At 37.8% G+C, this 14,614-nt stretch carries 12 protein-coding genes; all 12 read left to right on the plus strand.

The window, feature by feature from the left end; translation table 11 throughout:
* The first annotated feature begins 2 nt into the window (after positions 1 to 2).
* The 12 genes from GXN74_RS03280 to GXN74_RS03335 all read left to right on the plus strand — a co-directional run bounded on the left by GXN74_RS03280 (position 3) and on the right by GXN74_RS03335 (position 14,444).
* A complete protein-coding gene (locus GXN74_RS03280; RefSeq protein ID WP_162369491.1) occupies positions 3 to 1,526 on the plus strand; it encodes a class I SAM-dependent DNA methyltransferase in 1,524 nt (507 codons plus the stop codon).
* Positions 1,516 to 2,811, plus strand: a complete 1,296-nt coding sequence (locus GXN74_RS03285) for a restriction endonuclease subunit S (protein ID WP_162369492.1) — start codon at positions 1,516 to 1,518, stop codon at positions 2,809 to 2,811. Before GXN74_RS03280 ends, GXN74_RS03285 begins: the two co-directional genes overlap by 11 nt.
* A gap of 333 nt (positions 2,812 to 3,144) precedes the next feature.
* Positions 3,145 to 6,399, plus strand: coding sequence for a type I restriction endonuclease subunit R (locus tag GXN74_RS03295; protein WP_162369494.1), 3,255 nt, complete (start codon positions 3,145 to 3,147; stop codon positions 6,397 to 6,399).
* Positions 6,400 to 6,415: 16 nt separating this feature from the next.
* The gene (locus tag GXN74_RS03300; protein ID WP_162369495.1) at positions 6,416 to 6,637 is read left to right on the plus strand and encodes a YdbC family protein; all 222 of its coding nucleotides are present in this window, start codon (positions 6,416 to 6,418) and stop codon (positions 6,635 to 6,637) included.
* A 12-nt stretch (positions 6,638 to 6,649) separates the two neighbouring features.
* On the plus strand, positions 6,650 to 6,832 hold the full coding sequence (locus tag GXN74_RS03305; protein ID WP_044391480.1) for a YjzC family protein: 183 nt from the start codon (positions 6,650 to 6,652) through the stop codon (positions 6,830 to 6,832).
* A gap of 26 nt (positions 6,833 to 6,858) precedes the next feature.
* Positions 6,859 to 7,848, plus strand: coding sequence for a hypothetical protein (locus tag GXN74_RS03310; RefSeq protein ID WP_162369496.1), 990 nt, complete (start codon positions 6,859 to 6,861; stop codon positions 7,846 to 7,848).
* A 56-nt stretch (positions 7,849 to 7,904) separates the two neighbouring features.
* The gene (locus tag GXN74_RS03315) at positions 7,905 to 9,365 is read left to right on the plus strand and encodes a HamA C-terminal domain-containing protein (protein WP_162369497.1); all 1,461 of its coding nucleotides are present in this window, start codon (positions 7,905 to 7,907) and stop codon (positions 9,363 to 9,365) included.
* A 2-nt stretch (positions 9,366 to 9,367) separates the two neighbouring features.
* On the plus strand, positions 9,368 to 11,983 hold the full coding sequence (locus tag GXN74_RS03320) for a DEAD/DEAH box helicase (RefSeq protein WP_162369498.1): 2,616 nt from the start codon (positions 9,368 to 9,370) through the stop codon (positions 11,981 to 11,983).
* A gap of 180 nt (positions 11,984 to 12,163) precedes the next feature.
* A complete protein-coding gene (locus GXN74_RS14280) occupies positions 12,164 to 12,304 on the plus strand; it encodes a hypothetical protein (RefSeq protein ID WP_212505688.1) in 141 nt (46 codons plus the stop codon).
* A gap of 283 nt (positions 12,305 to 12,587) precedes the next feature.
* Positions 12,588 to 13,160, plus strand: a complete 573-nt coding sequence (locus GXN74_RS03325; RefSeq protein WP_162369499.1) for a sigma-70 family RNA polymerase sigma factor — start codon at positions 12,588 to 12,590, stop codon at positions 13,158 to 13,160.
* A gap of 65 nt (positions 13,161 to 13,225) precedes the next feature.
* Entirely contained in the window at positions 13,226 to 14,008 is a 783-nt protein-coding gene (locus tag GXN74_RS03330; RefSeq protein ID WP_162369500.1) for a phage antirepressor KilAC domain-containing protein, read from the plus strand.
* 1 nt (position 14,009) lies between these two features.
* On the plus strand, positions 14,010 to 14,444 hold the full coding sequence (locus GXN74_RS03335) for a DUF7768 domain-containing protein (RefSeq protein ID WP_162369501.1): 435 nt from the start codon (positions 14,010 to 14,012) through the stop codon (positions 14,442 to 14,444).
* The last annotated feature ends 170 nt before the right edge of the window (positions 14,445 to 14,614 follow it).

A 14,614-nucleotide genomic window follows, 5' to 3' on the forward strand; every position in this document is an offset into this window, starting at 1 on the left:
AAATGGCTGAAAACACAGGAAACATTGGATTTGAAGAGACACTTTGGAAAGCGGCAGATAAGCTGAGAGGCAGCATGGATGCCAGTGAATATAAACACGTGGTACTGGGACTGATTTTCCTTAAGTACATATCCGATAAATTTGAAACAAAGTTTAACGCGCTTGTAGAAGAAGGTGCAGGCTTTGAAGAAGACAGAGACGAATATGAGGCAGAGAATATCTTCTGGGTTCCTAAAGAAGCGAGATGGACATTTATCAAAGACAATGCAAAAGATTCTAAGATTGGTCAGTACATTGATGATGCCATGATTCTTATTGAAAAGGAGAATCCATCCCTAAAGGGCGTACTGGATAAGCGATATGCTAGGCCAGAAATCGACAAGAGAAGACTAGGAGAATTAATTGACCTTATTTCAACCATCAAGCTCCATCAAAATGGAGAAAAGGACTTGCTTGGTAGAGTGTATGAATACTTCCTTGGTCAGTTTGCCAGTGTTGAGGGAAAAGGCGGTGGAGAATTTTACACCCCTACCAGCGTAGTTAAGACTTTGGTAGACATGATCGAGCCCTACCAAGGCAGAGTTTACGACCCCTGCTGTGGATCGGGCGGTATGTTTGTGCAGAGTGAAAAGTTTGTGGAAGATCATCAAGGGAAAGTTGAAAATCTCTCCATCTATGGTCAGGAGATGAACTCAACAACGTGGAAACTATGTAAGATGAACCTTGCTATCAGAGGCCTGGACGCCAATTTAGGACCACACCATGATGATACGTTCCATCACGACCTTCATAAGACCTTAAAGGCAGACTATATCCTAGCGAATCCGCCCTTTAACATTAGTGATTGGGGTGGCAATCAACTTACAGATGATGTGAGATGGAAGTTTGGTATTCCGCCTGCAGGCAATGCGAATTATGCATGGCTTCAGCATATGGTTTATCATCTGGCGCCTTATGGTAGTGCAGGAATTGTTCTTGCAAATGGGTCATTAAGTACGAATACTTCAAATGAAGGTGAAATAAGAAAAAATTTATTGGAAGGAGATCTTGTTGATGCCATTGTAGCTCTTCCAGATAAACTGTTCTATTCTACAGGTATTCCTGTGTCATTATGGATCCTAAATAGAAACAAAAAAGATAATCCGAAGTTCAGACCAAGAGAGCACGAAGTCCTATTTATTGATGCACGACAGTTAGGGAAAATGATTGATAGAACACACCGAGAGCTGACGGAAGATGATATCAGTAAGATCTCTGAAACATACCATGAATGGAGAAATATTGACGGAGAATATGAAGACATCAGGGGTTTCTGTAAGTCGGCCAAAATTGAAGAAATCAGAGAACATGAATATGTCCTAACACCAGGAAGATATGTTGGGATTGAAGATATAGAAGATGACGGAATCCCGTTTGATGAAAAAATGGAGAATATGACAGCAGAACTGGCTGAACTCTTTACCAAATCCCGACACCTAGAAGATGAGATAAGAAAGAATCTTGGGGGTATTGGATATGAGTTTTAATGAAGCTGTATCAAAATGGGAGACGGAAAAATTATCACAGTTAACTGATTATATCTCTAGAGGGATTACTCCAAAGTACACAGAAGATAAAAATCGATCAATTCTTGTTGTTAACCAGAGGTGTATAAGAGAAGGAAAAGTGTTATTTGAAGATGCCAGAAGACATGATATAGAGAAGAAAAAGATTAGTGAGGAAAAGTTCTTAAGAGACTTTGATGTGTTAGTCAATTCAACTGGTGTAGGGACATTAGGAAGAGTTTCTCAGATTAAGAAAGTACATGAGCCAACAACGGTAGACTCACATGTCACGATTGTACGAGGGAATGCGGATTATATTGATAAAAAGTATCTTGGTTATGCGATTAAAGCTCAACAATCAATAATTGAGAATATGGCCGAAGGCTCAACCGGTCAAACTGAATTAAGTCGTAAAAGACTAGGTGATGAAATTGTTATTGGTTTTCCTAAAAATAAACAAGAACAAAAAGCTATAGCCCATATCCTCTCAATTTTAGATGATAAAATTGAGGTCAACAACGAGATCAATAAAACCCTGGAAAATATGGCGCAAGTAATTTTCAAGCAATGGTTTGTGGACTTTGAATTTCCCAATGAAGATGGAGAACCTTATAAGTCCAGCGGTGGAGAAATGGTTGAAAGCGAGCTTGGTATGATTCCTAAGGGATGGGAAGTAAAAAAAGTGGAGCAAGTGACTAAGATAATAAGAGGAGCATCTCCAAGACCTATACAAGATTTTATTCGTGATGAGGGAATCCCATGGGTAAAAATATCAGACGCTTCATCAAGTAATACTCGATTTATATCTTCGACAAAGGAATTTATAAAAGAAGAAGGAAGAAAAAAGAGCAGAGAAGTAAAAGTCGGGACATTAATTTTATCAAATAGTGCGACTCCAGGAATTCCTATGATAATGAAAATTGATGCATGCGTACATGATGGATGGTTAATTTTTGACGAATTTAGAGAAGTCACAAAAGAATATATGTTTCATTTCTTAACTGAAAATCGTATTGGAATTTTAAGCTTAAGTAATGGTAGTGTGTTTAGAAATCTTAAAACTGACATACTTAAGAACTATAAAATCATAATACCTTCAAGAGATGTTGTTGCAAGGGTAGATAATATTTTTAAGAGTATAAATAATTCTATAGATAATATTGAAAATCAAATTACAACATTAACCAAAATTAGAGACGGCCTTCTTACCAAACTTATGTCAGGAGAAATCAGGGTTCCTCTTGACGAAGAAGGTGACGTATCGTGAAATTTGGATTCCGAAAACTAAGTTTAAAGAGAAGAATCTCTGCAAGAACTAGCATCAAAAGGCAGGTAGTGCACCGAGCAGGAATAAAGATGCCGCGAGGATATGGATTTCTTAGAAATCCCAAGAAAGCAGTTTACAACAAAGTGTATAATCGGACATCATTTGATATATTAAAGTTCCTTAAAAAACTGTTCAGATAATCACTCATTTAAGGTGGAATTATTGAGTAGAGAAGTGGGGGGTGCGGGGTGATCAATAATACAATTAAAGTAATACAAAAGACTGTTTTAGAAATGCAAATCGAAATTAAAGATTGTCTGGGAGGTGGTAGTGATGAGTAGTACAAATGGTATTTTTACAGAAGCGATGCTTGAAGAAGCAGCTATAGAAATATTACAAAGTCTTGGCTACGATTATGCCTTCGGTCCGGACATTTCTTTAGGTGGAGATTATGAAGAGCGAAAAGATTATCGTGAGGTAATCCTTTCACATAGAGTTAAAGATGCACTCTTTAAGATTAACCGAGATCTTCCAAGGGAGGCACTGGAAGATGCATATCGTCAACTGATTACATTCAACAGCCCAATGCTGGAAGAAAATAATCGATATTTTCATCAGTTAATGACAGAGGGGATAGAAGTATCCTTTAATGAAGGTGGACAAATTCGCACCAAAAGAGCCTTCATCATAGACTTTGAAAATATGAATAATAATGAGTTCGTGGTCGTCAATCAATTTACAATTATTGAAAATGAAGAGAGAAGACCGGACCTTATTGTCTTTGTGAATGGTCTGCCTCTTGTGGTTATTGAATTAAAGTCTGCCAGTGATGAAAATGTAGGGATTGATGGGGCCTATAATCAAATACAGACCTATAAACGAGACATTCCATCCCTTTTCAACTATAACGCTTTTTGCATCATCTCAGATGGAATCAATGCAAAAGCTGGCACCATTACCTCTAATGAAGAGTGGTTTATGAACTGGAGAACCGTTGATGGAGAAGATATCGCACCTTTGTCCCAGCCTCAGTATGAAGTACTGCTAAATGGCATGTTCCATAAGGACAGATTACTTGATATTATTAAAAACTATCTTCTTTTCCAGGAGTCTAAGGAATCTGAGAAGGACATTGATGGGAAGAAATTAGGAGATAAAAAGTCCATCATCAAAATTCTGGCAGCATATCACCAGTACTTTGCTGTTAAGAAAGCCATTGAAAAAACAAAAGAAGCTACAAAGGAAGACGGCGATCGAAAGATTGGTGTTATTTGGCATACACAAGGTTCAGGTAAGAGTTTCTCTATGGTGTTCTATACCGGTGGACTGGTAAGGGAGCTGAACAATCCGACCATCGTGGTTATCACTGATAGAAATGACTTGGACGATCAGCTCTTTACAACCTTTACAAAATCGAAAGATATCCTGCGTCAGACGCCAAAACAAGCGACCGTAAGGAAACTTTCAGATAACCAAAGAACGAATTATGCCAATGGAAATAGCACTGAGGTAAATGGACTTTATGACCTTTTAAATGATAGAGAGTCCGGCGGGATTATATTTACCACCATACAAAAGTTCAAACCAGAAGAAGGCGAGATGCCAGTACTCACTGACCGTAAGAATGTTATCATCATCGCAGATGAAGCCCATAGAAGCCAATATGGACTAGAGGCCAAAGTGGATTCTAAAACCGGTGAAGTAAATTATGGCTATGCGAAATATCTAAGAGATGCACTTCCTAATGCCTCTTTTATTGGATTTACAGGCACGCCAATTGATCTTGAAGATCGATCAACTGTTGCAATATTTGGTCATACCATTGATACATATGACATGACCCAGGCAGTAGAAGATGAAGCAACGGTTCGGATTTATTATGAAAACCGCATTATTAAACTGGAAACAGATGAAGAAGAACTGACAAAAATTGATGATGAGTTTGAAGAAATCACAGAGGGTCAGGAAGAATTTGAGAAGGATAAAAACAGAGCCAAATGGTCCAGAATGGAATCCATTGTGGGTTCTCCAAACAGAGTCAAAAAGCTCGCTGAAGATATAGTAAATCACTACGAAGAAAAGGCTAAGAGCATCGATGGCAAAGCTATGGTGGTCTGCATGAGTCGCAGAATCTGTGTTGAACTCTATGATGCCATAACAGCTCTAAGACCCGATTGGCATAATGATGATATTGATAAAGGGAAAATCAAAGTTGTTATGACCGGCAGTGCGGCAGACAATGAAAAGCTACAGAATCATTTAGGTGGTAAACAGCGTAGGGATTTACTGGCAAAACGCATGAAGGACAATAGTGATGAACTTAAAATAGTGATTGTTCGTGACATGTGGCTTACTGGATTTGATGTGCCATCCATGCATACCATGTATATTGACAAACCAATGAAAGGGCATAACCTGATGCAAGCCATTGCAAGGGTTAATCGCGTCTTCAAAGAAAAATCTGGCGGTGTAGTGGTTGACTATATTGGAATTTTAGAAAGCTTAAAGAGTGCATTAAAACAATACACCAATACAGATCGTCAAAATACCGGTATTGATACGGATGTTGCTGTTGCTGTTATGCTTGAAAAGCTGGAAATCTTAAGAGATATGATGCATGGCTATGATTACTCAAAGTATATGGGTAACTCCCAAGTGGAAAGAATGCGAACCATTGTAGGTGGCATGGACTTCATTCTCGGAAAGAAAGAAGAGGAGCAGAAGGAATTTAAAAAGACAGCTCTTGAGCTAGGCAAGGCTCATGCTCTATGTGCTGCAACTGATAAGGGGAAAGAAAAGGCTCTTGAGGTCAGTTATTTTAAAGCAGTTAAAGCCAGTCTTGTTAAGTTGAAGGAAAAAGATAAAACACCATTATCAAAAAGAGAAATTGAAGCAAGACTTCATCAAATGCTTGAGCGCTCCATCATTTCCGAAGATGTTATCGATGTATTTGATGCTATGGGAATCAAGAGGCCGGAGATCTCAATCCTTTCTGAAGAGTTTTTAAAAGAAGTTCAGGGAATGAAGCAGAAGAACTTAGCGGTAGAGATGCTAAAAAAATTATTAGAAGGCAACATCAAAACCATGGAAAAGAGAAACCTCGTGAAGTCTGAGAAGTTCTCTGAAAGGCTGACGAAGGCTCTAAACAAGTATCGAAATCAAGCACTTACAAATGCAGAAGTGATTGAAGAGCTTATTAGAATGGCCCACGATATTAAAAAGATGCGTGAAGAAGAGGCTGAACTGGGTCTAAGTGACGATGAAATTGCTTTTTATGATGCACTGACAGCTGATGATATCGTAAAAGAACTCATGGAAGATGAGACGCTTAAGAAAATCGCTCATGAATTGACTTTAGCCATAAGAAATAACATTACTATTGATTGGAGTGTTCGAAAAAGTGCAAGGGCGAGCATGAGACGTGTGATTAAAAGGCTTCTTAATTATTATGATTATCCACCAGATCAAGCTTTAAAAGCTATGAATATCGTCATGCGACAAGCGGAGAAAATGGCCGGAAATGTATATGAAGAAGTTATCTGGTCAGACAGAGTTGCAGAAGAACCTGGAAAATTTACAACGGATTGAGAAAGGATAGATATAGATGGCAGAAATAAAATATGAAATTAAAGAAACCGTGGGTACTCTTTCAGAAAACAATAAAGGCTGGTCAAAGGAACTGAATTTGATCAGCTGGAGTGACAGGGAACCTAAATACGACATCAGGGATTGGGCGCCTGAACATGAGAAAATGGGCAAGGGTGTAACCCTAAGTGTAGAAGAGCTTAAAAAGCTTAGGGATTTACTGAATGAGATGAAACTTTAGGGAGGTTGAGAGATGAGCAAATTACAAAAACCGGGTGAAAAACCTGATCGATCTGGTGAGTATATTGAGCGAGGACCACGAGGTGGAGAAGTTAGTAAGCCTAGACAAGTAACAATTGAACCTGGAGATGATAAACTTCCGCCTACAGCTGAAAAAAACAGAAAGTGGGAGAGAATTGGTCCTGAGAAGAAATAGGCATTGATATGTTGGGGGTGTAGAACATGTACAGTATTAAGGGGAAACAAGCTGCCAGGATTGAACCGGTCACTTTTTCAGAGTTGAATATGACAGAAAATGATATAGAAGAAATTTTAAGAAACAGTATTGATATGATCTGTGATGAAGAAGAGTCAATGCTTATTGTCGGTAGACAAGTCAGAAATGAAAAGAATGGAAGAAGTGATTTGACTGCAGTTGATAACAATGGAAATATTGTACTTATTGAAATCAAGAGGGATCGTAAAGATATTGAACATCGCAAAGAAGCTTTTGAATTCCAGGCAATAAGATATGCTGCTAGTTATGCAACAATAGATAAGACCGATGATTTAGTGAAGAAGGTTTATGCTCCCTACATTGAAAAATATAGAAGTGAGTTTGAACTTGGAGAGTTAACCTCATTTGAACTTGGTATTCGCAAGTTGAATGAGTTCCTTCAGGTCAATGATGCCCAAAAGAACTTCAATGAAAAGCAAAGGATCATCTTGGTGGCGTCTGATTTTGATGAGCAGACGTTGTCGGCAGTTGCGTGGCTTAATAGCAATAATGTCGATATGAGTTGCTTTAGATTAACTCCGTACAAGCTGAATGAGGATTTGTTTTTCTATGTTGAAAAGCTACTTCCGGTGACCAACTATGATGATTATTATGTGAATTTGATGGATAAATCGGTGATGACAACAGTAACTGGAGATAAGAAAATCACACGGAGATCTTTACCTAAAATTGACTTAATGCTCGAATGGGGTGTTGTTAAAGAGGGTGACATTATTGTTGCTAAAGGAAGAGAGGACGAAGGAAGACTTCTTTCTAATGGCAATGTAACGGTCAATGGTGAAGAAAAGTCTATGCAAGCGTGGTTGAAAGAAATTTATGGCTGGTCTAGCGTTCAGACTTATGTTTTTGCTGTACATAAGGAAACTGGCAAAACTCTCTCTCAGATTCGTGAAGAGTATATGGCACAAAAGGAAACAGAGAATACTGAGATATAAAAATAAGCAATTGTTTAGTGATAAATTATCATTATAAAAAAAGGGGAGGCATCGCAATGAAACGATTATGTTTTGGTACACTTATGCACATATTGTATCAAGCTCGCAACCAAAAGGTTACGAATAATTTGTTGTGCGATGCTATCTTTTCATCATATGACCAATCAATAGAGCTTCGAGATAGTTCTCTTCCAGGACACCTTAAAAGTGGCCGTGACAATGTACCGCCAGATGTTATTGATGCTGTCCGGAATACATCTTTTGAAGATGCAGAAAAAGTATTTCAAACTAAAGTGGTTTCACTGATCAAAGATAGTAAACGTGAATCGGTAGTCCGTGCTATTAAAGATATTTTGCGTGAGGATTCAAACATCCAAGATCAAACTGTGATTGGATATATCGAGGGTTATGAAAAAATCAATATCACAACTAATTCTACATTCAGTTTATCTGCTCTTTTGGCATCGGTATTTTACTTTGCAATAATTGAAGTCAAAAATCAAGAATGCAAAGAAGCAATAAAAGAAATTGATAAAGAATATGTAGAGTCTTTTGACTCCTCATCTGAACCTGTGTTTTTTGAAAAAGTTAAAGCGGGAGTGCACTTACCTTTGCAGAAAACGCTTCATGATCCAGTATTTGACCGTGTATTTAATCAAGTATCCTCGCTAACTATATCCGGTCTTGCTAACCCGTCAAATGTCAAAATTTATGGTGTCGATGTAAATAACTGCAAATTCAAGTTCAAATCATTAAAAGAATATCTTGTAGATAACATAGGAAGTTATGTGTTTTCTAGAGCGAAAGCTAACAGATATACTAGTTCGGGCAAAAGTGCTTCCATCGGAGCACAAGCTTTAATTAGATTTATGCAAGCTTATGGAACTTGTGCTGAAACTATTCTTGGAGAGATGCTCTTATATGTTTTTATGGAACAGGAGCTCAATGCTCCAAAGATAATGAGTAAGATCGAAATAGATGATCTCGGAGGGAGGATCTGCAGTAAAAGTGATGGTGTTCATCTTTTAGCGGTAGAAAATAATGGCCAATTATTTCATCAGCTTGTATTTGGCGCGTCCGACATTTATGGTGATTTGACAGCCAGCATTGATAGAGCCTTTGATAAAATTATTGATATTGAAAACAATAGTGATATTGAAATGAAGATGGTTGAAAACACTACGCATAATAATATCTATGATCCTGATACCACTAATTATATGGTTGATCTTTTGCTACCGAAAAAATCCAATATTCCAAAGCCTGATACGGCATTTGGAGTATTTCTTGGCTATACCCTTTCGTTAGGTTACAACGAAACGGATAATAATAAATATCGTGCTGCAGTAAGGAACCAAATGCTAAATGATATTGCTTCTTTACAGCCATACATTGAGCAGAAGATTCGTGACAATGGTTTATCTGGATATAATTTTTATCTATATGTTGTGCCATTTAATGATGCTCCAACTGAGAAAAATAGCATTGTTTCAGAGATGCTTAGTGGGAGGTATTGACTATGCATATTCCAAGAAATCAAACCCTCGCTGAAGCATTATATGTAGATATTGATAAAAATGAATACTTGAATGAGATTTATGAGGCGTTGCTAAATAACTACTCAATAAAAATCTTCAACAGTCAGAAACAGCATATAGAAGTTAACATAAAAGATGCATTGAGATTTGCGGATTTGTTGGCAAAATCTTCTATCCCAGAAAAACGAGATAGGCATAGGCTGTGGGGTCAAGAGCTTGTAATCTTATTAAGTATAGTTTATCCAGAAAATTCATCAATAAAGTACTACCTTGGATCCATACTTTCGACCGTTGGCAATTATCGTGGATTACAATCTACTTATAAGGCTGGTTATCAGACTTCCGATGTATTTGACGGTTTATATTTCGAATATGACAAATCAATATTGCGGATTCCTGGTCACGAGGGAAGTTATTTTTTTCATGATCAGAAAGATGTTTATGAAGGCTTGAGTAGTAAATATTTCAGCTATTCTGGACCTACATCGATGGGGAAGTCATTTGTAGTGCAGACATTTATTAAACAGCAAATTGAGAATGGATCAACAAACAACTATTCTATTCTGGTGCCCACTAAAGCTCTAATAAACGAAATTCGTAGCGATATAATTGGGAGCCTTCAGGGGAAGCTTAAGGAGACTAACTATCGTGTTGTGAGTGCATCTGGAGATATCGTATTACAGCAAGAACACAATTTTATTTTTGTGATGACACCTGAGCGACTTCTTCATATGCTGATCGGTATGCCAAAGATAAGAATTGATTTTCTGTTTGTTGATGAGGCTCATAAAATATCAGATAGAGGTGGACGAAGTGCTTATTATTATGAAGTGGTTGCCCACCTATCGAAACTTAAAGAGATGCCTACAGTAATTTTTGCATCGCCTAATATCCCAAATCCTGAGGTATACTTAAGCTTGATTCCCAATATTCAAGTGGATGAAGTCAAAAAACTGGCGTCAAAATACACACCAGTATGTCAGTTTAAGTATTTCTTGGATTTGTGTGAGGGTAAAGTATATTCTCATAATGATTATGCAAAATCCCTTTCACATATCTCTAACATACCTCTTCAAGTGGAACTAAGTGAAATTGTTAAAAGAGTTGGCTCCACACAGCAAAACATTATCTATTGCAATTCTAAACAGAAAGTTGTAGATTATGCCGTTCAGTATGCAAATAACCTACCAGTCAAAGAAGATGAAAACCTTGTAGCTTTGGCAAAAGATATCCGCAATGAAGTCCATAATGATTGTTATCTTGCAGATATGATTTTAAAGGGTGTTGCTTACCATGTCGGATACCTTCCTTCCAATATTCGATTAAGGATAGAGAAAAGCTTTGTTGATGGTGATTTAAGAACTATCTTTTGTACAAGCACACTTGTGGAGGGAGTAAATCTTCCAGCGGATAATTTGTTTATTACAAGCTATAAAAATGGGAATTCTAATATGGATGAGGTGCAATTCAGAAACCTTGTTGGTCGAGTTGGCCGTATCAAATATAATTTATATGGAAATGTGTTCTTGGTTCGCATGGAAGATAATCTTAAAACCGAGAAATACATCAGCTTATTACAAAATGATGTTCCACCACAGGAAGTTTCGATTAACATTAAAGATAATAAAAAACATTTGGACTTGGTTATTGATGATTTAGTTCGTGGTGATATAGAACTTACTACGGTTCGTGAAGCTGCAACTGCAAAGGATTTTGAAGCATTACGAAAATTTGCCATGATTCTTACAAAAGACATTGCAGAGGGTAATCACACACCAATATATGAATCATTCTCCCCATTTTTAGATGAACAGAAGGAGTATAGAATTAAAGAAATTTTTCCTATAGAAAGAACTAGTGTTGATATCAGTTTCTCATATGATCAAGTGATTAACTTAAGGGAACTGGTGGAAAGTGGGCAGAAATATCCTGAGGTGACGGGAGAAAATGATGAGGTTGATTTTGAGGAACTTGTTGACTTCCTCATGAAGCTAAGAAAAGTATTTAAGTGGGATATCTATGAGAAGAGAACAATAGGGAAAGCTGGTACTTATAGAGAAGATTCTGTTATCCGGTGGTATGCTGTTATCCTATTAAGATGGATTAGAGGTAATGGTCTCAATCAGATCATTTATCATGCACTTAAATATAAAGAGAACAATCCGTATACAGGTGTATGGGTTGGTAATATGAAATTGGCCGACATATATAACAAAAATTCTAAGCTTCACAAAAATTATATTATTGCAGAAACACTTGGTGTAATTGAAAATGTTCTATTGTTCAGCATTTCAAATTATTTTAGGAAGTTTTCTCTTGAGTATAAAGATGTGCATCAAGTAGAGCATTTCCAAAATGATTGGTATGAATTTGTGGAATATGGAACAACAAATCCACTGACTATTTTTCTACAACAAATCGGTTTTTCAAGGGAATCATCAAAATTCATAGAAGAACCACCTAATAGAAACAAATATTTAACACAGGTTGACGGTGAATTAAGGATACATCGTTCTATACTTGAATGTGGTAACATCGGTGTCGAAACTGAATCACAAGATATACAATTTAATATGCCAGAACTTTTCATTGAGTAGTTCTGAGATTACATTATGCCTCCTGCAGCAATGCAGGGGGTTATTTTTTTGCCTTTTTTAAGATCCATACTTTACCCATATTTCATCCCTGCTGCATCCATATTTTGAAGATGAACAATCAGCGATAATAGAAGTATCAAAGGAATATCCTTGAAATCCAATAGATCGGAGGTGAATGAAATGAGCAAGAATAATAAGCAAACATCCAAAAAAGTTGCATCAAAAGCAAGCAAAATTCTTAGTGATGGACGCTATAGCAAAAATTCTAAATCAGTTGCTGGCAGTGCTTTAAGTCAAACGAAACAAAGCAAAAAGAAGTAGATTTTTTTCTTTGATCGATAGGCAGCGACAGATTTGAATAATCAGCCTGCCTATCTTTCTTAAAGGTATTACTCAACAAAATCAATCTCAATGTCCTAGTGCGCATACGGACGGCGGGATGCATAAGAGTTCGGAATACAGTGATAAAGACTGTATTTGGAATGAAGATGCACCCACCGTGATTTCGTGTGCCTATTTTTAGGACAAGCGGAGTCTGTGGTCATCTTCTCCACAGGCTCTTTTTGTATTCCGCCGTCAATGCCAGGACGGAAAGGAGTACAAAATGAAAATTAAAGTACTATATGAAGAAAACATCAAAAACGGTCACAAGAACTACACCACAATTGAAATTCCGGATGGCGATTACAGCATCATGCTGGACATCGACTATGAGCAGCGGCTTGCAGAGGCTAAGCCTGAAAAGAAAGATGAAGTCAAGCGCTGTGAAACTGTGCAAGAGATGTTTGACCTGTTGAACTCCAAAGAATACAACGGTTGGCGGAGGGAAACAAGGCGGATTGACCCTAATCCCAAGATGAAAAAATCAAATGGCAAGAGGGGATATATCCAAGGTGAACTAGATGATGAGTCTTTTAACATTATGGATTATCTCTGTACAACCTCCGATGATGAAACACGCAGTAGAGATTATGAATGCGAGGCTATTTGCGTCTGGATCCGCAAAACTCTTGTAAAAAAACCTGAATGGGCAGATGCCTTTATTGCAGTCCGTATCGATGGCATTCCAATTCGTGAGTATGCGAACTCCATCGGCGCTGATGAAAACAACATCACTCAAAAATTAAAGAGAGCAACAAAAAAATTACAAGAAGAATATAAAAACCGTCAGATTTGACTTTCTCCCAAGGCTACCACTTAGGAGGGTCAATACCTCCAAAAAAATTTAAGGAGGTAATTCTAATGGAATTACAAGTTTATAACAATGCAGATTTTGGTTCTGTACGCACCACAACAATTGGCGGTCAACCATACTTTGTTGGTAAGGATGTAGCTGATATTCTCAGTTACTCCAATACTCGCAAAGCTTTAATTGATCATGTGGATGAAGAGGACAAGAGTGACGTAACGATTCGTGACGCCATCGGTAGAAATCAAACAATGACTGCTATTAACGAATCAGGTCTTTACAGTCTTATTCTCTCAAGCAAAATGCCAAAAGCGAAGAAGTTTAAGCGTTGGGTTACAAGCGAGGTGCTTCCCGCTATTCGAAAACATGGTATGTATGCATCGGATGAACTCATAGCCAATCCTGACCTTGCCATTGCTGCTTTTACCGCACTGAAGGAAGAACGTGAGAAGAACAAGAGACTTATGGCAGCAGTCGCAGTGGGGCAGCAGCAGATTGCTGAAATGAAACCCAAAGCTACCTATTACGATGTTGTTCTTAAATGCAAGGATGCCGTGAATATCTCCGTTATTGCCAAAGACTACGGTTGGAGCGGGATCCGCATGAATGAATATCTTCATGAAAAGGGAATCCAGTTCAAGCAGGGTGATATTTGGCTTTTGTATCAAAAATATGCTCCCAATGGATACACCAAAACCAACACCCACGTTTATGAGGATAGCAAAGGCATAAAGCATACGAAAGTTCATACCAAATGGACACAAAAAGGCAGACTTTTCATCTATGAACAGCTGAAGGCCGACGGTATCTACCCACAGATTGAGATGGAGGTGTGATATGGGAATCGACATGAGAAACTCTGAAGGTTATCTTGATTTAACGTGTTACGAAGCACTAAGCAATGTATCTCGTACGGAAAAGGCAGCATCAAAAGCTGTCTTTAGGCCTCTTGTCTACATTTGTTCTCCTTTTAGTGGAGACACCGAAGGGAACATAAAACGAGCACAGGACTTCTGTCGGTTTGCACTTGAGAAAGGTAATATTCCACTGGCTCCGCATCTTATGTTTCCACAGTTTATGGATGATAACAATGAAAAGGAGCGCGACCTGGCAATTTTCATGGATATCATCCTCATGGGTAAATGTCAGGAAGTTTGGGTGCTCGGGGATGTCATTTCAAAAGGGATGAGTATTGAAATTGAAAAGGCTAAGAAGCGTAGACAGCCGATCAGATACTTCAACAAAGATTTTGAGGAGGTGGACACATTATGAAAAAAATAAAAGCGATACAGGCCAGGTTTGAACATGGTGTGAAAGACCAGCTAATAAAAGTCAATAGCTGAGATCAAAAAACTTTAAAAATTGAGTTTTAAAAAAGCGTATAGCAAAGCTAGCCAATAGCAAAATCCGAACATTGGCATTTGGTTGGCATATGAGACACC

Source organism: Anaerotalea alkaliphila, assembly GCF_010179735.1.
Classification (GTDB): Bacteria; Bacillota; Clostridia; order Lachnospirales; family Vallitaleaceae; genus Anaerotalea; species Anaerotalea alkaliphila.

Coding starts and splice junctions, on each gene's coding strand:
- GXN74_RS03280 (WP_162369491.1), top strand. CDS start 3: ATGGCTGAAAACACAGGAAACATTGGATTTGAAGAGACACTTTGGAAA.
- GXN74_RS03285 (WP_162369492.1), top strand. CDS start 1,516: ATGAGTTTTAATGAAGCTGTATCAAAATGGGAGACGGAAAAATTATCA.
- GXN74_RS03295 (WP_162369494.1), top strand. CDS start 3,145: ATGAGTAGTACAAATGGTATTTTTACAGAAGCGATGCTTGAAGAAGCA.
- GXN74_RS03300 (WP_162369495.1), top strand. CDS start 6,416: ATGGCAGAAATAAAATATGAAATTAAAGAAACCGTGGGTACTCTTTCA.
- GXN74_RS03305 (WP_044391480.1), top strand. CDS start 6,650: ATGAGCAAATTACAAAAACCGGGTGAAAAACCTGATCGATCTGGTGAG.
- GXN74_RS03310 (WP_162369496.1), top strand. CDS start 6,859: ATGTACAGTATTAAGGGGAAACAAGCTGCCAGGATTGAACCGGTCACT.
- GXN74_RS03315 (WP_162369497.1), top strand. CDS start 7,905: ATGAAACGATTATGTTTTGGTACACTTATGCACATATTGTATCAAGCT.
- GXN74_RS03320 (WP_162369498.1), top strand. CDS start 9,368: ATGCATATTCCAAGAAATCAAACCCTCGCTGAAGCATTATATGTAGAT.
- GXN74_RS14280 (WP_212505688.1), top strand. CDS start 12,164: ATGAGCAAGAATAATAAGCAAACATCCAAAAAAGTTGCATCAAAAGCA.
- GXN74_RS03325 (WP_162369499.1), top strand. CDS start 12,588: ATGAAAATTAAAGTACTATATGAAGAAAACATCAAAAACGGTCACAAG.
- GXN74_RS03330 (WP_162369500.1), top strand. CDS start 13,226: ATGGAATTACAAGTTTATAACAATGCAGATTTTGGTTCTGTACGCACC.
- GXN74_RS03335 (WP_162369501.1), top strand. CDS start 14,010: ATGGGAATCGACATGAGAAACTCTGAAGGTTATCTTGATTTAACGTGT.